The following is an 18,274-nucleotide window of genomic DNA, read 5'->3' as shown; positions in this document are numbered from 1 at the left end:
CCCGTGCGAACCGCATCAAGCCTTCTCGCTGCGCTCGAGGATAGGCCTGAACTGTTCCGTCGCCTTCTTCATCTCGGCGGCCGGGTCCCCTCCTCCCAGAAGGTTCGTCAGGCCGATGCCGATGATATCGCGGAACTCCGTCACCGGCTGGATGACGGGAAGGCCGAGCTTGCTGATCTTGCCCGAGTCCACCACCGCGTCGATCCAGGCCGGCGGCATCTTCACGCCCTTACGGGTTTCTGCATCGCTGAGGATCGACTGGCGGAACGGAACGCCGCCGCCTGCCTGCAGCAGACGTGCGCCCATCAGTTTCGAAACCGCCCATTGGCAATAGAGATAGGCGGCTTCCTTGTTCTTGCTGGCGGCGGTGACGCCGATCCCGTCGCCGAAGGTTGCGGAGGCCTGAGCCTTCGGTCCGCGCGGCATGACGCCGTAGCCAACCTTGCCGACGACCCTCGACTTTTCCGGATCTTCCAGCGGAGGCGCAAAGCCGACGCCATCGAGCCACATGCCGATCTTGCCCTGCAAGAAGGCGGATTGGCATTCCGACCAGTTGAAGCCGGCGACACCCGTCGGTGCAGACTTGGTGAGCAATCGCTGATAGAGTTTTGCAGCCTCGATCGCCTCGGGTGAATCCGTCATCAGATTGCCGTTGGCGTCGACAGGGTCGATGCCGTAGCCGAGCAGGAAGCTCGTCCAGACGGGAACATTAGCGTTCTTCAGACCGCGTGCGACGAAGCCGTAAGTCCCCTCCTTCGAATCCGTCAGCGCCTCCGCGACCTTCACCATCTCCTCGAAGGTCTGCGGATAGGAAAGGCCCTTCTTCGCAAAGAGGTCCTTGTTCCAGTAGACCATCCAGTAATCGACCGAGAACGGCAGCGACAACATCTGTCCCTGCGGATTCTTTGCATAGAGCAGGCCAGCCTGCGAGAAGTCGCTTTCGGTCAGGCTCGCTTCCGTGAGTTCCGGGTTCTTCATGAACGCGCTGAGATCGGCCAGCCAATTGGCCTTCTCGAACTGGCGCTTCTGAACGTGATAGCTGATATGAACCACATCGAAGCTCGGGCTACCTGAGTTCAGCTCGATGACTGCTTTCTGCCGTTGCTGCTGCTCCGGCGTCTGCTCGGATGAGACCTCAATGCCAGTCAGGTCGGTAAATTCCTTCTCGTACTTTTGAAGAACCTCACCGCGCGGGCTCTTGACGAGATTCACTCCGATCTTCGTGCCGGCGTATTTCTTCCAGTTCACATCCGCAAAGGCAGGCATTGTGCCGCCGAGGCCATATGCGGCAGCCGCCGCTGTGCTTGCGAGAAATGTACGACGCGTAACCGATCCGACTGTTGCAGCCATTGCCCATTTCCTCCGTGATGTAATGTAACGGTCCTTTCGGACTCTTTTCAGAGCTTGCAACCGATTAAGCACCATGTAACATGTTAGTGTCAACACAGCACTTGCTCGGCCCGGCGCCGAAGCTGTTACCGGAGGCTCTCTTGTCGCTCAGCTTTGGCATCAGTCCCGCCCTTGTCACCCCCTTTCTGGATGGAAAGGTCGACGTTCAACGTCTGGTCATACACGCCAAAGACTGCCTCGCTCGCGGGTGTCGGACGGCGACGCTGTTCGGGACGACCGGTGAAGGTCCCTCCGTCGGCGCAGCCGAGCGCGAGCGTGTCGCGGCCGAAATCGTCAATCTTGGCATCCCGGCGGAAAAACTGGTGGAAGGCGTGATCGCCTGTTCGCCTGAGGAGGCTTCTATCAGCACGAGCCAAGCGTTGCGCCGCGGTGTCCATGCCGTCCTGCTCGCGCCGCCCTTCTACTTCCGCCCAGCTCCGGACGAAGCCGTGTTCGGCTGGTATTCCGCCGTGTTCGATTCCGTTGGGAGCGATCTTCGCGATGTCATTCTCTATCATATCCCCGCCATGACCGGCGTGCCCCTGTCACACACGGTCATATCGCGCCTGAAGGATCGCTATCCGGGTGCTATTAGAGGCGTCAAAGATAGCGCCTGTGATCCCGACGCGACATTCGCCCTGATCAAGGCCTTCCCCGATCTCGATATCCTGGTCGGCGATGAAACCTATCTTGGTCGGGCGTGTGCCGCAGGTGCCGCCGGATCCATCTGCGGAGTCGCGAATATTCTGCCGGAAGCCGTGATTGCCCTTGCGGAGAGTGGCCGGGACGACCCGCGCGTCGTCGAATTGGTCCAGGAGATTTGCCGTCACCCGATCATTCCCATGGTGAAAGCGCTCGTGGCTCATGTGCGCAGAGACCCTGTTTGGGCGGTTGCAAGGCCACCGCTTCCGACACTGGACGAACAAGCCGCGGCACGAGCCGTCTCACTGCTCGAGCCATTCGGAAAAGTCATTAAGGCTGTTGCATGAACATGGCCCGCCACGCGCCCCGCTCGGAGCTCAAGCTGCGTGAGCGGGCCTATGACGCCTTCACCGAACAGTTATTGCGAAGTGAGATCAAACCCGGTCAGTTCGTGACCCAGCGGGAATTGGTCGCCCTCACAGGACAACCTCTTGGCGCAATCCGTGAGTTGATCCCGCGATTGGAGGCGGAGGGGTTGATCGTCACCGTCCCGCAGCGCGGATTGCAGATCCTGCCCCTCGACATCACGTTGATCCGAAACGCATTTCAGTTTCGGCTTATCCTCGAGCGCGAAGCAATCGCGTCATTCAGCCAGGCAGCCAGCGATGCCGCAATCGAGCGGATTGAAGCTGCGCATCAATCCATTGTCGCTTCCGCTCAGAACGGGCTGACGGAAGGACTCGTCGCGGAGGCTCAGCAGGTGGACCGGGAGTTCCACGAAAAGATCATTGACGACCTCAACAATGATATCATCTCGAAAGCCTACCGCGTGAACTGGATCAAGGTCCGCCTCATTCGCCAGAACGAGACGAGCCTCGACGAGGATCTCGTGATCCCGGTCATGCGAGAACACCTCGCCATCATCGCGGCCATGAAGCGGCGGGATACCCCGGCTGCCGTGGACGCTGCAATTGCGCACATCATGAACGCTCGTGCGCGGGCGCTCAGGCTTGAATAGCCACCTTCCCTCCTCCAATGTGCCGATCGGCGGTGCGATCTGACCCAGGGTGAGAATCGATATTGATGAAAGCGATGAACCAGAAGCCGGTGATCTGCCTCGGGTGCGCTTTCTGGGACACCATCTTCAAGATTGACCGGATTCCGGGACATGGCGCCAAGGTGCTGCCGGAAAAGGCCGTCCAGGCAGCCTCCGGGATGGCGACAGCCGCGGCAGCTACCATCGCTCGCCTCGGGGCCAATGTCGAACTCTGGGCACGCGTTGGCAACGATTCAACCGGCGACAGTTTTCTACGCGACCTGTCCCGTGAGAGTGTGCGCATCGACCGGATCCGTAGGATCCCGGATGCCCGTACCGCCTTCTCGACCATTCTCGTCGACAGCGCTGGTGAAAGGCTGGTGGTGCCGTACACCGATCCGTCACTCGATTCCGATCCGAGTTGGCTCCCGCTTCACGAAGTCGCGAATGCCGCTGCCGTTCTCGTCGACATGCGGTGGCTTGAAGGTGCAAAGGCTGTGCTGACGGAGGCACGTCGTCACGGTGTTCCAACCATCCTCGACGCCGACGTTGCACCTCCCGAATTGCTTCGCGAGATGATCGCTCTTGCAGACCACGTTCTGTTTTCGGAACCTGCCCTGGTCTCCCTGGCTCCAAGCACCTCGCCCCGAGAGGCGTTGATGGAGGTCGCAGCGCGCCTCGAAGCAAACGTGGTCGGAGTGACTCTCGGCGCGGCAGGCGCATTGATATCGCAGAGGGGAAGTGCAGCAAGCGCACTGTATGAATTCCCGTCGGTCCCCATTCGTGCTGTAGACACCTTGAACGCTGGCGACGTCTGGCACGGCACCTACGTCTATGGTCTCGTCAACGGCTGGGGCCTGTCACGGACCATTCAGATGGCCAACGTCGCGGCCGCCATGAAGTGTGAACATTTCGGGGGCCGCCTCGGCTCACCTCGGCTCCCGGACTTGTTGGAACGCAGCCGCGGGCTCCTTCCGGATAATATCGGGAACTGAGAGTTCAAACGGCCAATCGATCCCCTTTCCATGTTCAGAAAGGGGATCGCCATTGGAACCGGCTCAGATGATGTAGAAATCTTTCTCCGTCATCTTCAGATTCTTCGACAACTTAGCAAAGGCGATTTGCGCCTTCGACCCGGAGCCGTCGCTATCGTAGTAGAGAATGCCCTTCTTACTATCATAGATGATGCGGTCATCCTTATCGGAGGCTCTGGAACCGATGTGGAAGGCATCCGCGTCCAGCCAGCCGCGACCACCAACCTTCGTGAAGATCGCGTTCTCAAGCCGGATAGTGTCCGGACCGACATTAAAGTTCTTGATCGTGTCTATCTCGCCCTTGCCGAGCCGTGTGTTGAACACGAACGTGTCGCGCCCATAGTTGTCCTCGAGCACGTCTGCTCCGAGTCCGCCATAGATCACATCGTCGCCGAAGCCTCCGAAGATGCTGTCCCGGCCATCGCCTCCGATCAGGGTATCGTTACCCGAACCGCCGGATAGGGAGTCGTTTCCGGCACCACCGTCAAGGCGATCCCTGCCGGAAGAGCCAGTCAGATAATCGTGACCGTCCCGCCCATAGACCCTATCGTTTCCGGATGAACCATGGAGGCGATCATCGCCCTTGCCGCCGTAGAGGGTGTCATTGCCGCCCTGGCCATAGAGGCGACTGCCCTGGTCTGTGCTGCGGAGGACGTTGTTCAGGCCGTTGCCATAGCCGAAGAGGGCACCATCCGAGAGCGTGAGGTTCTCAACATTGACAGCCAGGCGGTGATTCACCGATGCGAGCACAGTGTCGGTGCCGGCTTTGGCAACTTCCGCGATTCGATCGCCTGCATTGTCGACGATATAGGTATCGTTCCCCCGGCCACCGATCATCACATCGGTGCCAGTTCCGCCATCGATCCGATCATGGCCGTCGCCGCCTTCAAGTCGATCGATACCGGCACCGCCGAAGAGGAAGTCGTTACCGACACCGCCGGAAACGGTGTCGTTGCCATCGTCGCCGTAGAGCCAGTCATTGCCACTAAGCGAGCCGACATAGTCGTCGCCTGCTCCACCATGAAGTGTATCGTCATCCGCTCCAAGCACGATAGACTGGCTTGAGCCGTCGCCGTAAACCACCTGCGAACCAGCGCCGCCGGTGACTTGCACGCTGCCGATGACCGTCGCGAAGGCGATATCCTGAAGCTCTATGACAGTTCCTGCGGCGAGGCCACGGGCGTCAATCACAAGCGCAGTCGCTGGGGCATCTGGATCTTTGCTGCCGCTGATGACGAGGGGCACGCCGGAAGTGGCGCCACTCTGATTTGCGACGATGCTCTGCACAAGAAGCGGTCTGTCGGTCGGAAGGCTCGCGAGAAAGCCCGATCCGCCGCCGGTCAGGGATGTTTGGTCGGTCGATCCCGCGGCCGTGTGGGACTGAATCTCGCGAATCAGATCATCGAGCGATGAGCCAGCCGTCTTCGGAGCGGAAAGCCCGGTGACGGTCAGGCCAATACCGACGCCGAGCTGAGCGGTCAGCAGGTTGCGCCCGCCGACATTCACGAGCGGGATGTCGGCGTACTGTCCGTCACCGTCCGTCTCGCCTCGACCACCGGTTACGACAGGGATCGTGATGACCTGCGAGAACGTGCCATCGCCGTTGTCAACCTCTGTCCGCACTACGTCCACGCCGTCGATCACATCGGCATCCTGAGTGCCGTTGACCGTGATGGTAACGATTCTTTCGGTTCCGTCCGATGATTTCACGGTGAAGGTGTCGTGCTTTACCTCGCCCTCCCGCAGAGCCTGGACTGCGCTGAGGGCGTTGTCGAGTTCGTAAGTCCACGCACCCGTCAGATGATCGAAAGAGAAGGTACCATAGGTGCCCTGCACGTCAGCCATGGGAAGGAACGCATCCTCGCCGACATCTATATCGGCCACCGTCAGCACGCCGGAGGCAGTCGTGACGGCGTCCTCCTTGACTGATCCTCCGAGATCGCCGCCGATGACTGCTGCGTCGTTCACCGCAGTCACGTCGATACGCATCGCGTAGGGAATGGATGTGTTGCTGCCCCCGTTCGCCGCGCCACCATCGTCCTTCACCCGGAACGTGAAGCCGCTGTACTGGGATCCCGCCCCGTTTTCATTGGCACCGGGCGTGAACACCAGCTTGCCGATATCGTCAAAGTCGATTTCGCTTCCCGCCGTGACCATGGCACCATCGAGCGTCAAGGTGCCGCGCGCCGGCAGGGTCTCGATCACGATGGACATGAACGCATTGGACGGAGGAGCGTCGCTCGGATCGGCGAAGGTGAAATCCCCGGCCTTGAACGTGTACGACGTGTCCTCGAGCAGGGTCACGGCACTGTCGGCGGATGTCGGCGCGTCGTTGACCGGGATCACGTCAAGGGTGATGACGCCGTCCGCCGGGCCGGTTCCAGCCGCATCGCGGATCTGGGTCGTGATCGTGACGTCCTGGCTCCAGTTGGCCGCCGGCGAGAAGGCCACGGCGGCAAGCGCCGCGTTGACATCGGCGACCGATCCGGTGACGGTCCAGACACCCGTCACGGCGTTGTAGGTCGCGGTCGCAGCTCCGAACGTGCCTACCGACAGGCTGCCGGCGGCTGAGTGGCTCAGGGTGAGCGTCGCGGTGACGGTCTCACCGGTGTCGACATCGCCGACCACGATGTCGTTCAGCGCGATGCTGGCGCCGGAATCCTCCGTGTAGCTTACGGTCCGGATCAGATTGGTGGCGGTCGGCGCATCGTTAACCGGAGTAACGGTGACCGTAATGATGCCGTTGGCAGGCCCAGCTCCAGCAGCATCGCGGACCTGAGTCGTGATCGTCACATCCTGGTCCCACTTAGCTGCAGGCGTGAAGGCCACGGCGGCCAAGGCCGCGTTGACATCTGTAACCGATCCGGTGACGGTCCAGACACCCGTCACGGCGTTGTAGATCGACGTGGCCGCGCCGAAGGTTCCGGTCGACAACCCACCTGCGGCCGGGTTGCTCAGGCTCAGGACTGCGGTGACGGTCTCGCCGGTGTCGACATCGCCGACCACGATGTCGTTCAGCGCGATGCTGGCGCCGGAATCCTCCGTGTAGCTCACGGTCTGGACCAGATTGGTGGCGCTCGAGGCGTCGTTGACGGGGACGACGTCGAGGGTGATCGTGCCATCGGCCGGACCGGTCCCAGCGGCATCCCGGATCCGCGTCATGATCGTGACGTCCTCAGCCCAGTTGGCCACAGGCGTGAAGGCGACGGCGGCGAGCGCGGCATTGACGTCGGCAACCGATCCGGTCACCGTCCAGACACCCGTTGCAGCATCGTAGGTCGACGTGGCCGAGCCGAAGGTCCCGATCGACAGGCTGCCGGCGGACGGAAGGCTCAGGGTGAGCGTCGCGGTAATGGTCTCGCCCGTGTCAGCGTCGCTGACCACGATATCGGCCAGCGCGATGCTGGCGCCGGAATCCTCCGTATAGCTCACGATCTCGGCCAGATTGGTGGCGCTCGGCGCGTCGTTGACCGGGGTGACGTCGAGGGTGATCGTGCCATCGGCCGGACCGGTCCCAGCGGCATCCTGGATCTGGGTCGTGATCGTGACGTCCTGAGCCCAGTTCGGCGCAGGCGTGAAGGCGACGGCGGCGAGCGCGGCGTTGACGTCATTCACGGACCCGACAACGGTCCACACGCCGGTTACGGCGTTGTAGGTCGCGGTCGCGGCCCCGAACGTGCCGGTGGATAGGCTGCCGGCGACTGGGTTGCTCAGGGTGAGCGTCGCGGTGATGGTCTCGCCGCTGTCGACATCCGTCACGACGATGTTGTCGAGAGAAATCGCTCCACCATCTTCCGCACCGTTTTTGGATTGGGTCAGATTGGTGGCCGTCGGCGCATCATTGACGCCCTCGACGGTGAAGGTCGCAGTGGCAGTATCGGACCGTCCGGTCGAGTCCGCTACCGTATATACGAAGGACGTGGTGCGTGTCTGTCCTGCCCTCAGGTCGGCAAAGTCGCCGTCATCGGAGAACTGCAAGGTGCCATCCGCATTCAGCAGAGCGCGCCCGCCACCAGCCAGATTGACCCATTGACCGACACCGGCCGCGGATCCATTGATCGCAGTAATCGTCTGCAAATCGACGACACCAAGCGGACCGCCATTGTCGAGGTCCGTGTCGTTCGCGAGAACGTTCTTGCCCGTCAGCAGCACACCCGCCGTGGCATTGAACGCATCATTGACCGCGTCCGGGGCATCTTCCAGAAGATTGTCATAGAAGACCGTCTGATTGACATTCGTTCCGGGCTGGAACCCTAGGAAGTACCAGTCCAGATCCAAAGTCTTGGTCTCAGCATCATAGGTCGGGGCGTAAACCGTGTTGACGCCACTCATCGAACCTTGCTGGGCAATCGTCCCCGGAGCCACGCCTGCTGGCGCCAAGCCTTCGATGGTGATGTTGAATCCGGCCGCTTGAGCCGTTCCTTGGAACTGGGCGAAGACCTGATTGCCGGAAATGTCTATAGTGACGGTGCCACTCAAAAGGCCGTTCGGCCCTTGAACCGGCTCCATGTCGCCGTCTCCATCCGTGTCGGACAGGATCCTTGCGGATAGCGGCACAACGAGTTCAGCCCCCTGACCGACGAGTACTGAGGTGAACACGTATGGAGGCGCACTTTCGAAAAATCCCTGTAAAGTCAGGGTGATCTTAACCTGGATTCCCTCGAGACTACCTGCCATGTCATGCCCCCTGGCCGATCACAAGGTCTGGAGCCCTGGATGGCCGTGCCGTCACGCGACACTATTGATCGTTATCGTTGAGGTGTTCGGCAGTCCCCGCCTGAAACTGCTGTCGCGAGGGCAGTAATAAGAATTGGTGCCTACAGGTCGAGTCGTTTTACTGTGGATTTCTATTTTATTAACCTATGTTACCCTACGGCAACATAAATACTAAAAGTTGAGCTCGACACGCAACCTGTTTGGCTTGATGAGGTCGGAGGCCTGGAATGTCTGCGATTTAACATCAACATCATAGACATCAGCCGTAGAGACGGGCTGATGCCTCAAAACGGTTCAAAGCATTGATTTTGACTTAGGGTACGGTCCAGTCAGCAAATCAGTTGGGCAAAGCTCGTCCAGATCAAACCAGAGCCCCCCTGTCGTTAGAAACATCTAATCGTTCTTGCTTGAACACATACTCGGCTTATTTCAGCGAGGCGCCACAGCGGACGACAAAACCAAGTATTTTGTCGTGACAGGTCCGCTCATCGGTTCTCAACCTGAGGGCAGGATGTTGTTTCTATGTTCGAGCTCGACAAGTAGCCCGCTGTGATCGAGATCACCGGCATTCGCGATCAGACCTCGGAACAAATCGGCGGTCAGTGTGGTGTAAGGCAGCGCATTCAAGTCGATCTTCTCGGCCGCATCCAGGGCGTTGTCGAGATCTTTAAGATGCGTGACCGAACGACCCTTCGTGACGAAATCCCGCTCGACCATGCGCTGGCCGTGCAATTCGAGGATGCGGCTTTCGGCGAAGCCTCCCCGGAGAGCCTCACGGACCTTGGCTGGATCGGCACCACCACGCTGCGCTAGGAGGAGAGCTTCGGCAACGGCACCGATAGTCACGCCGACGATGATCTGGTTGGCCAATTTCGCCAGTTGCCCTGCCCCGTGCGGGCCCACATGAACAGGCCTGCCCATGATCTTCAGAATTGCCTCGACACGGGTGAAGACACCTGCATCACCGCCAGCCATGATCGCCAAAGTGCCCTGCTCTGCGCCGGTGGTCCCCCCGGAAACAGGCGCATCGATGTGATGGACGCCACGCTCCGCGAGATGCTTCGCGTGCTCCTGTGCCTCGGCAGGCTTGATGGAGCTCATATCGACCAGGATAGCACCCGGCCTCAGGGATTCCGCCACACCTTGCGAGAACAGTACATCAGTGACGATCTTGCCGTTCTCCAGCATGAGGATGACAACATCGGCACCGCTCACTGCTTCAGATGCCGTATCCACGACACGCGCGCCGAAGGGGGAAAGCGCCTCGGCCTTCTCGCGCGAGCGGTTCCAGACCGTTAACGCGTAGCCGGCTTCGAGCAATCGTTTCGCCTGGCGCGATCCCATGAGACCAATGCCGAGGAACGCAACTGTGCCTGATGTGGACGTCGGCATTGGATTTTCCTCGCAATATGGCCCGCGCCATATTCGGAATGAGTCTTTTGAATGTCAGCTTCAGGCGACAGCGGATGAGGCCTTGGGCTTCACCATGCGGCTCAGCAGGGTGCTCAAGAGCGGACCAAGAGCGAGCGCAAGACCGATCAGCATGAGCGTTGCCACGAGGCTGTTCGACCAGAAGATCGAGAGCGATCCCCGCGACATGATCATGGATTGCCGGAAGGCGTCCTCCGCCTTGTCGCCAAGCACCATCGCCAGAACGAGTGGCGCGATCGGGTAATCCAGCTTCTTGAACAGGTAACCTACCACACCGAAAGCCAGCGCCAGCCAGAGATCGAACGGACGGCCTGCAACGGTATAGGCGCCGATGAAGCACACGACCACGATGACAGGGCCAATGATGGCGAAGGGAATGCGCAGGATCGACGCGAAGAGCGGAATGGTTGCAAGCACCAGAAGCACGGCGACGATGTTGCCGAGATACATGCTGGCGATCAGGCCCCAGACGAAGTCCGGCCGTTCGATGAACAGCATCGGTCCAGGATTCAGGCCCCAGATCATCAGACCGCCCATCATGACGGCTGCGGTCGCAGAACCGGGAACGCCGAGGGCGAGCATGGGCAGGATGGCGCTGCTGCCAGCGGCGTGGTCCGCTGTCTCCGGAGCCACGACGCCCTCCGGCTCACCCTGTCCAAAGCCTTCCTTGCGACGGGAAAGGCGCTTGGCGAGACCATAGCTCATGAAGGAGGCTGCGGTCGGCCCGCCCGGCGTGATGCCCATCCAGCATCCGATGGCGCTGCTGCGCAGCAGCGTCACCCAATAGCGCGGCAGGGTTGCGATGGTCTTGAATACGTCGCGCACCTTGACCCGAGCCCGGATGCCGTCGAAGCGCAGCCCCTCTTCCATGGTGATCATGAGTTCGCCGAGGCCGAAGAGGCCGATGACCGCGATGAGGAAGCTGATGCCGGACAGGAACTCATTGAAACCATAGGTCAGGCGCAAACCACCCGAGACCGTGTCCATGCCGACAGCTGCAAAGGCGAAGCCGAGGCCCATGGACACGACCGTCTTGAACGGCGATGCAGCACCAAGTCCGATGAAGCTGGCGAAGGCCAGGAAATAGACGGCGAAGTACTCCGGCGAGCTGAAGCGAAGGGCGAACTTGGCGACCCAGGTCGACAGAACGGTGATCAGGATCACGCCGACGAGAGCGCCGAACCCGGCCGACAGGAACGCGAGAGTAAGCGCCTGCGTCGCCTGTCCTTGCCGGGCCATGGGATACCCGTCGAAGGTTGTCGCGACGGATGACGGTTCGCCTGGAATGTTGAAAAGGATCGAGGTCGTCGAGCCTCCAAAAAGCGCTCCCCAATACATGCTGGTAAGCAGAATGATCGCGGCAACGGGATCCATGGTGAAGGTCAGCGGCAGCAGCAGCGAAACACCATTGGGCGCACCGAGCCCTGGCAGAACCCCGACGAGGATGCCCAGCAGGACGCCGACCATCATCAGCATGACGTGATAGGTTGTCAGCGCGACGCCAAAACCATGAAGGAGTGATGCGAAATTTTCCACGACCTGTCTCCGTCAGGATTGGAGCTTAGTAGAGGCCCAGCGCGGCTTCGAGCGGCCCCTTCAGGAGCGGGACCTGGAAGGCGACTTCGAGCACGAAATAGAAGATCACGGCAGCAACGAGGCCAGAGGCGACGGATATGACGAGCCGGTACTTGCCCTGCGTCCACATGACGAAAGCGATATAGAGCGCCGTTGCCACATAGAGACCGAGGAGACGCGCCACCACCACGAAGGCGAGCATTGGCAAGAAGAACGATGCGACACGCTTGGCCTCTTCCTTATGCAGGAAAACCGACCGCAATCCGTGTCGGCCGATAGTGGCCTGGACCAAGGTGCCGATGCTGGCGGCAACAACCAACAAACCTATATAGAAAGGAAATGCGCCGGGCTCCGGTCCTGCATCTCCCCAGCCGATCCCGAACTCCAGAGCGCCGACCACTGCAGCGAGTCCTAAACCCGCCGTCAAAGTCGCAGTTCCGACCTCAGCTGTATAACGAGAAATCATGGCGTTCGTCCTGGTTCGATGAATGCCTTATAGAATAAGGGCTGGCGGAGCCATCCTCCGCCAGCCACAAGATTGTCGTGATTAGCGAACGACCCAGCCTTCCTGTTCGAAGACCTTGCGGTTCTTGGCGTCATCCGAGGCGATGAAGGTCTTCAAATCCTGACCCGCCAGGAAGCGGTCGGTCTGGGACGTGCGCTCGATGTATTCTTTCCACTCGGGCGTAGCGCTCACCTTCTTGAGGACATCGGCGTAGAACGCTACGGCCTCGGCAGGGACGCCACCCGGTAACCATACCGTACGCGGCATCTGGAACTGGTCGATCGGGATGCCAGCTTCCTTGCAGGTCGGAATGTCGGACCAACCCATCGTGGCCGTCACCTTGACCCCACCCTGCAGGCGTGCCGGGCTGAAGACGCAGAGCGGAGTGATCGCGCCGGCCTTCCACTGACCTGCGTTCTCGTTCGGATTGTTCGTGTTCGAGTCGATGTGACCACCGGCGAGCTGCACACCGGCCGCGCCACCACCTTGGAACGGAACGTAGATGAACTTGGCGCCCGTCGCATCCTGAATCAGGCTGGTAAGGGTCTGATCCGTGTCCTTCGACTGGCTTCCGCCCATCTTGAAGCTGTCAGGCTTCGCCTTGACTGCTTCGATGTAGCTCTTGGCATCCTTGTAGGGGGCGTCCGCTTTTACCCAGAGGAGGAACTCGTCGAGGGCCATGGCTGCGACAGGGGTCAGCTCATCGGGTTTGTAGGCGAGTTTCGCCACATATGGCAGGAGATAGGCGTTGTTCGTGCCGAAGGTGAGCTTGTGGCTATCGCCATTCGCAACCTTCGTATAGATGAAGCCTTCCGCACCGCTGCCGCCACCCTTGTTGGTGACGACGATGGGTTGTTCCATCAGCTTATGCTTGGAGATGATCGACTGCACGACGCGAGCGAAGTTGTCGGTGCCGCCGCCGGGGCTCGATGTGACCACGAACTCGACCGGTTTTGTCGGCTTCCAATCCGCCTGTGCCATGCCACCGAATGTCGCCGCGACGGCTGTGGCGACTAAAAATGAAGTCTTTTTAAGCATCGTTCTTCCTCCCTGTGATGTCTCCAACCGATGGCGTCGGTTCTCGGAACTGACTATTTAGGAATTGACGGCCGACAACCTGGGCATTTCAGCCTGAGATCGGCGGGCCCGCACCTCGGCGCCCATACGAATGGCAAGCGAGAGTGCCTCGCGGCTGGCACCGAGATTGGCGATACCACGGCCTGCGATCTCGTAGGCCGTGCCGTGAGCGGGCGTGCAGATCGGGAATTCGAAGCCGCCGATCAGCGTCACACCACGATCGAAGCCCATGAGCTTCATCGCGATCTGGCCCTGATCGTGGTACATCGTCAGAACGGCATCGAAGTCGCCATTCTTGGCGCGCAGGAATACGGTATCCGACGGGAACGGACCTTCGACGGTGAAGCCCTGCGCCTGCGCTTGACGAACGGCCGGTTCGATGACCTCGATTTCCTCGGTGCCGAAATTGCCGCCATCGCCCGCGTGCGGATTGAGACCCGCCACCGCAATGCGCGGCGGATTGAAGCCCGCAGCGCGCATGCACTGATCGGCCAGTGTCAGCGACTTGAGGATCGACTTCTCGGAAATGGCAGAGGCTACCTGCGACAGCGGGATATGCGAGGTGACACGGGCATTCCAGGTCCTGCCCAGAACGTTGAACTCGCTCGCGGCGACAGACGTCTTGAGAACATCGCGCACAAAGCGAATTTCGTCGTCATATCCGTCATAGGCGAGGCGCATTGCCTTCTTATTGAACGGTGTGAAGAACACCGCACCCGCATTGCCCGACTGGGCCAGCAGCAAAGCACGCCGGAAGTTTTCGGTCGCGAACAGGCCGCCTTCGAGCGTGGCGGTGGCAGGCACGACCTGATCCGGTTTCAGATTCTTGAGATCGACGAAGACGGGACGGGTCGAGTGCTCGGGGATCGCCTGCTCGGACGCGACAACCTCCACATCAATATCAACACCCGCGACCTTGGCGCCCTGTTCCAGAATCCGCAGATCGCCAAAAATCACGAGGTCTGCACCAGAGCGGAACTCATCGGATGCAACGAGCTTGGCAGCAAGCTCCGGGCTGATGCCTGCCGGGTCGCCCATCGCGAACGCGACAGTCGGCTTTGCTGACGGGGTCGATAACGTTTGAGCGTTCACGGCAACCTCTTCTCGGGATAACGCAAGGACAGTAACAGCGCTTAATTTCGTACACAAGTATGCTGCATACAGAATTTTGTTTGCGAGGAGTCGGAGAAAGGTTGTATAGAGAGGCCAGTCCCGTCAGGACTATGGAAAGACGGCAATGGAACGAGCTATGGCATCTGAGGCTGCAGCCCAGCTGGTCGACGAGTTCGATTCGCGCGGCCCAATCGTCCGCCCGACCCTTCACGATGCCATCGTGGCGCGTGTGCGCGACATGATCATCGAGGGTGAACTCGTCCCAGGAACGCGACTTCACGAGGGCAACCTGGGCAAAATGCTCGGGGTCTCCCGGACACCGTTGCGGGAAGCTCTCAAATTTCTGGTCAGCGAGGGATTGCTGGAGCTATCGCCCGGTCGAGGCGCCGTGGTGCGGCAGTTCTCCGCGAAGGATGTTCATAACAGCCTGATCGTCCTCGGCAATCTCGAGGGCCTCGCAGGACGACTGGCCTGTGAGCATGCCACGGACGCCGAAATCCGTGAGGTCCGGCAACTGCATGATCGCATGATGGACATGTACGAGAAGCGCGACCGCTTGCCCTATTTCAAGCTGAACCAGAGCATTCATTCGGCCATTCTCCGCATCTCCAAGAACGAAGCTCTGGTCTCGGTTCACAGCGTTCTGCAGGCCCGTCTGAAACGGATCCGCTACATCGGCAACGAAGGGCCGGAAAAATGGGCCGGGGCCGTCGCCGATCATGAAGAGATGATCAGTGCTCTGGAAGCGCGCGATGCCGAACGCCTGTCGAAGATCCTGACAGCTCATATGGAAAAAACTTGGGATCGCGTCAAAAACGCGATCTGACATTTTCTGCCACTCGGCTTCCTTTTGGATACCTGAGATTTCAAAGGCTTGGACATGAGCGATGAGAGCCAGATTCGTGAGATGATCTGCCTTTTCGGGCACTCTCTCTTCGAGCGTGGTCTGACGGCAGGATCATCCGGCAACATTTCGGTTCGATTGAGCGACGGGGGCTGGCTGACGACACCGACTAATAGCTCCCTCGGCTTTCTCGACCCAGCCCGCTTGAGCAAGCTCGATGCCAATGGCGGTCTTGTTTCGGGTGATGCGCCGACCAAGGAACTGCCTCTCCACTCAGCCCTCTATGCAACCCGCAAGGACGCAGGTGCAATCGTCCATCTGCATTCCACCCATTCCGTCGCGGTCTCCATGCTGCCCGATGTCGACCCAGCCAATGCTCTGCCGCCCATGACGGCCTATTATGTCATGCGTGTCGGCCGAACGGCTCTCGTTCCTTACTATCGGCCGGGAGATCCGGCAGTTGCGGATGCGATCCGTGGGCTCGCAGGAAAATACAGCGCCGTCCTTCTCGCCAACCATGGCCCCGTGGTGGCCGGCCGGGATCTGGAAGCTGCTGTCTATACCACGGAAGAACTGGAAGAGACCGCGAAACTGTGCCTTCTCCTCCACGGCCTCAACCCGCGCCTGCTGACGCGTGCGCAAGTTCGGGATCTGGTAACGCATTTCAAGCTGGACGAGGCGATTACCGAGGAGACCTCCGATAGCGTTCAGGAATGTTGTTCCACCCCTCATCACCATTCACACAAGTGCGGATGAATCGATGCCTCGTTTCTCAGCCAATCTAGGCTTTCTATTCACTGAGTACTCTGAAATCGAACGGGTCGCAGCCGCAGCCGCAGCGGGCTTCAAAGCCGTCGAGATGCACTGGCCCTATCAGGTTCCTGCCGCCGAGATGCGCAGCGCCTTGAGCCGCAGCCAGGTCACCATGCTCGGATTGAACACACCGGTCGGCAACGTCGCGGCAGGCGACTTTGGACTTGGAGCATTGTCGGGCCGAGAGAGCGAGTTTCAGCAGTCCGTCGATCAGGCCGTTTCCTACGGGCATGCCATTGGTGCCACGGCGGTGCACTGCATGTCCGGGCTGGTTTCTCCGGATGCCGTTTCAGTCGCCGAGCAAACTTTCGTGGCGAACCTGAAGCTTGCCGCCGACAAGGCTGACCAAGCCGGTATGACGCTCCTGATCGAACCGATCAACCATCGAGACAAGCCAGGATATTTCCTTCACACCATTGAGCAGGCTGCATCGATCATCGGTCAGGTAGGGCGCCGCAACCTAAGGATCATGTTCGACTGCTATCACACTCAGATCATGCAGGGCGATCTGACGCGGCGGCTTAAAGATTACCTTGAACTGATCGGCCATGTGCAGATTGCTGCGGTCCCCAGTCGTGCCGAGCCCGATGAAGGCGAGATCGATTATCACGAGATCTGCCGGTCCCTCGACAGTATCGGATATGGCGGCTGGATTGGAGCCGAATACAAGCCTCGCGGTCGGACGGAAGACGGCCTCGGCTGGCTTTCAACGTGGTCTCAAGGTCAATCCTCAAACGACCGTGGAGCTGTGGCATGAAGCTCGGATGTATCGCCGACGATTTGACCGGAGCGACCGACCTTGCTCTCATGCTGGCCCGGGAAGGGCTTAGGACCATCCAGACGATCGGCGTACCGCGTGCAGACCTCGACTTGTCCGGCGCGGACGCTGTTGTCATCGCCCTGAAGTCCAGGACCAACCCTGCTCAGGAAGCCATCGAGCAATCGCTGGCCGCAGCCAAGGCCCTTAAGAAATCCGGCGCGCAACACTTGTTTTTCAAGTATTGCTCGACCTTCGACTCCACAGACGAAGGCAATATCGGACCGGTTGCAGAGGCTCTTCTCGCCTTCACCGGAAGCGATTTCACTCTTGCCTGCCCGGCCTTTCCGGCCAATGGCCGCACGGTCTACAAGGGTCACCTCTTCGTGAACGGAGTGCCGCTGCACGAAAGCAGCATGAAGGATCATCCGCTGACACCCATGCGCGATTCCAATCTCGTGCGGGTTCTGCAGCGTCAGACGAAGCTTCCGGTGGGCCTCGTCTCCTATGAAGATGTGGAAGCAGGGCCAGACGCCATCCGCTCCGCCTTCAAGCGCGAGAAGGCTGCGGGGCATCAGATCGTCATCGTCGATGCCCTGAGCGACATTCATCTCCGGGCAATCGGCCTCGCAGCTGCCGATTTTCCTGTCATGACCGGTGGCTCGGGCGTCGCCATGGGTCTTCCTGTAGCTTACCGCGACAGCGAGCGCTCGACTGCTCCCGTCTCCGCGACAGTTTTCAATGCTCCTGCCGGCCGCAGCATTATCCTCGCCGGATCGTGCTCAAGTGCGACGAGGGGCCAAGTCAAGGCGGCCCTTGATGCAGGCATCCCTGCCTTCCGGCTCGATGCGTTGGGTCTTGCTTCGGGGACAATGAATGCGCAGGTGGCTCTCGATTGGCTGAAGTTGCAGCCTGCAAACGGACCAGCCCTGATCTACTCCACAGCAACGCCTGAAGAGGTCCAGGAGGTCCAAAGCAAGCTCGGACGCATGAATGCCGGGGAGATCGTCGAGAACACCCTTGCCGAAATTGCTAAGGCGCTCCCATCTCTTGGTTTCACCCGTCTCATCGTGGCCGGAGGCGAGACCTCCGGCGCAGTCGTGAATGCTCTCGATGTCGATGCGCTGGCCATTGGGCCCGAGATCGACCCCGGCGTGCCTTGGACGCGCTCGGTTGCGGGGATTGATCTCGCACTCGCGCTCAAATCAGGCAACTTCGGAACTCCCGACTTCTTCCTGAAGGCCTGGAGCATGCTTCGGTAGAGCTTCCATTCAGAAAACCTATGCACTCAGCGACACAATAAGCCGATGGTGACCGCCCATCGGAAGGGGAGATATGCGCG

14 protein-coding genes are annotated in these 18,274 nt (G+C 60.1%); 7 read left to right on the top strand and 7 right to left on the bottom strand.

The window, feature by feature from the left end:
* Positions 1-15: 15 nt before the first annotated feature.
* On the bottom strand, positions 16-1,350 hold the full coding sequence (locus JO965_RS13320) for an ABC transporter substrate-binding protein (protein WP_203439384.1): 1,335 nt from the start codon (positions 1,348-1,350) through the stop codon (positions 16-18).
* A gap of 140 nt (positions 1,351-1,490) precedes the next feature.
* On the opposite strand from JO965_RS13320, the gene JO965_RS13315 reads away from it, so the two are divergent.
* From JO965_RS13315 to JO965_RS13305, 3 genes are all read left to right on the top strand, one after another.
* Complete coding sequence (locus tag JO965_RS13315) at positions 1,491-2,378, top strand: dihydrodipicolinate synthase family protein (RefSeq protein ID WP_203439383.1); 888 nt, start codon at positions 1,491-1,493, stop codon at positions 2,376-2,378.
* Positions 2,375-3,049: a GntR family transcriptional regulator gene (locus JO965_RS13310; protein WP_203439382.1), complete on the top strand. Its 675-nt coding sequence runs from the start codon at positions 2,375-2,377 to the stop codon at positions 3,047-3,049. Before JO965_RS13315 ends, JO965_RS13310 begins: the two co-directional genes overlap by 4 nt.
* Before the next feature lie 74 nt (positions 3,050-3,123).
* On the top strand, positions 3,124-4,062 hold the full coding sequence (locus tag JO965_RS13305) for a PfkB family carbohydrate kinase (protein WP_203439381.1): 939 nt from the start codon (positions 3,124-3,126) through the stop codon (positions 4,060-4,062).
* A 63-nt stretch (positions 4,063-4,125) separates the two neighbouring features.
* Here JO965_RS13305 and JO965_RS13300 read toward each other — a convergent pair whose 3' ends face one another.
* The 6 genes from JO965_RS13300 to JO965_RS13275 form a co-directional block, all read right to left on the bottom strand.
* On the bottom strand, positions 4,126-8,778 hold the full coding sequence (locus JO965_RS13300) for an S-layer family protein (RefSeq protein ID WP_203439380.1): 4,653 nt from the start codon (positions 8,776-8,778) through the stop codon (positions 4,126-4,128).
* Between the two features lie 534 nt (positions 8,779-9,312).
* Positions 9,313-10,209, bottom strand: coding sequence for an NAD(P)-dependent oxidoreductase (locus JO965_RS13295; protein ID WP_203439379.1), 897 nt, complete (start codon positions 10,207-10,209; stop codon positions 9,313-9,315).
* Between the two features lie 60 nt (positions 10,210-10,269).
* Entirely contained in the window at positions 10,270-11,784 is a 1,515-nt protein-coding gene (locus tag JO965_RS13290) for a tripartite tricarboxylate transporter permease (RefSeq protein WP_203439378.1), read from the bottom strand.
* 25 nt (positions 11,785-11,809) lie between these two features.
* On the bottom strand, positions 11,810-12,289 hold the full coding sequence (locus tag JO965_RS13285) for a tripartite tricarboxylate transporter TctB family protein (RefSeq protein ID WP_203439377.1): 480 nt from the start codon (positions 12,287-12,289) through the stop codon (positions 11,810-11,812).
* Positions 12,290-12,370: 81 nt separating this feature from the next.
* Positions 12,371-13,366, bottom strand: a complete 996-nt coding sequence (locus tag JO965_RS13280; RefSeq protein ID WP_203439376.1) for a tripartite tricarboxylate transporter substrate binding protein — start codon at positions 13,364-13,366, stop codon at positions 12,371-12,373.
* A gap of 57 nt (positions 13,367-13,423) precedes the next feature.
* Positions 13,424-14,443, bottom strand: a complete 1,020-nt coding sequence (locus JO965_RS13275; protein ID WP_203444176.1) for a 4-hydroxythreonine-4-phosphate dehydrogenase PdxA — start codon at positions 14,441-14,443, stop codon at positions 13,424-13,426.
* A gap of 211 nt (positions 14,444-14,654) precedes the next feature.
* Between JO965_RS13275 and JO965_RS13270 the strand changes: the two genes are divergently transcribed.
* The 4 genes from JO965_RS13270 to otnK are packed head-to-tail and all read left to right on the top strand — an operon-like array spanning position 14,655 to position 18,194.
* Complete coding sequence (locus JO965_RS13270) at positions 14,655-15,344, top strand: GntR family transcriptional regulator (protein WP_203439375.1); 690 nt, start codon at positions 14,655-14,657, stop codon at positions 15,342-15,344.
* Positions 15,345-15,398: 54 nt separating this feature from the next.
* Complete coding sequence (gene otnC / locus JO965_RS13265; protein ID WP_203439374.1) at positions 15,399-16,118, top strand: 3-oxo-tetronate 4-phosphate decarboxylase; 720 nt, start codon at positions 15,399-15,401, stop codon at positions 16,116-16,118.
* A gap of 4 nt (positions 16,119-16,122) precedes the next feature.
* Positions 16,123-16,932: a hydroxypyruvate isomerase family protein gene (locus JO965_RS13260; RefSeq protein WP_203439373.1), complete on the top strand. Its 810-nt coding sequence runs from the start codon at positions 16,123-16,125 to the stop codon at positions 16,930-16,932.
* Positions 16,929-18,194: a 3-oxo-tetronate kinase gene (gene otnK / locus JO965_RS13255; RefSeq protein WP_203439372.1), complete on the top strand. Its 1,266-nt coding sequence runs from the start codon at positions 16,929-16,931 to the stop codon at positions 18,192-18,194. The genes JO965_RS13260 and otnK overlap by 4 nt, the downstream gene beginning before the upstream one ends.
* Positions 18,195-18,274: the final 80 nt, after the last annotated feature.

Source organism: Microvirga sp. VF16 (assembly GCF_016864375.1).
In the GTDB taxonomy this organism is placed as follows: Bacteria; Pseudomonadota; Alphaproteobacteria; order Rhizobiales; family Beijerinckiaceae; genus Microvirga.
This window is presented reverse-complemented; position numbering and strand designations above follow the sequence as displayed.

Excerpts from the sequence above, each read along its gene's own strand:
- JO965_RS13320 (WP_203439384.1), bottom strand. The coding sequence starts at position 1,350 with ATGGCTGCAACAGTCGGATCGGTTACGCGTCGTACATTTCTCGCAAGC.
- JO965_RS13310 (WP_203439382.1), top strand. The coding sequence starts at position 2,375 with ATGAACATGGCCCGCCACGCGCCCCGCTCGGAGCTCAAGCTGCGTGAG.
- JO965_RS13305 (WP_203439381.1), top strand. The coding sequence starts at position 3,124 with ATGAACCAGAAGCCGGTGATCTGCCTCGGGTGCGCTTTCTGGGACACC.
- JO965_RS13300 (WP_203439380.1), bottom strand. The coding sequence starts at position 8,778 with ATGGCAGGTAGTCTCGAGGGAATCCAGGTTAAGATCACCCTGACTTTA.
- JO965_RS13295 (WP_203439379.1), bottom strand. The coding sequence starts at position 10,209 with ATGCCGACGTCCACATCAGGCACAGTTGCGTTCCTCGGCATTGGTCTC.
- JO965_RS13285 (WP_203439377.1), bottom strand. The coding sequence starts at position 12,289 with ATGATTTCTCGTTATACAGCTGAGGTCGGAACTGCGACTTTGACGGCG.
- JO965_RS13280 (WP_203439376.1), bottom strand. The coding sequence starts at position 13,366 with ATGCTTAAAAAGACTTCATTTTTAGTCGCCACAGCCGTCGCGGCGACA.
- JO965_RS13275 (WP_203444176.1), bottom strand. The coding sequence starts at position 14,443 with ATGGGCGACCCGGCAGGCATCAGCCCGGAGCTTGCTGCCAAGCTCGTT.
- JO965_RS13270 (WP_203439375.1), top strand. The coding sequence starts at position 14,655 with ATGGCATCTGAGGCTGCAGCCCAGCTGGTCGACGAGTTCGATTCGCGC.
- otnC (WP_203439374.1), top strand. The coding sequence starts at position 15,399 with ATGAGCGATGAGAGCCAGATTCGTGAGATGATCTGCCTTTTCGGGCAC.
- JO965_RS13260 (WP_203439373.1), top strand. The coding sequence starts at position 16,123 with ATGCCTCGTTTCTCAGCCAATCTAGGCTTTCTATTCACTGAGTACTCT.
- otnK (WP_203439372.1), top strand. The coding sequence starts at position 16,929 with ATGAAGCTCGGATGTATCGCCGACGATTTGACCGGAGCGACCGACCTT.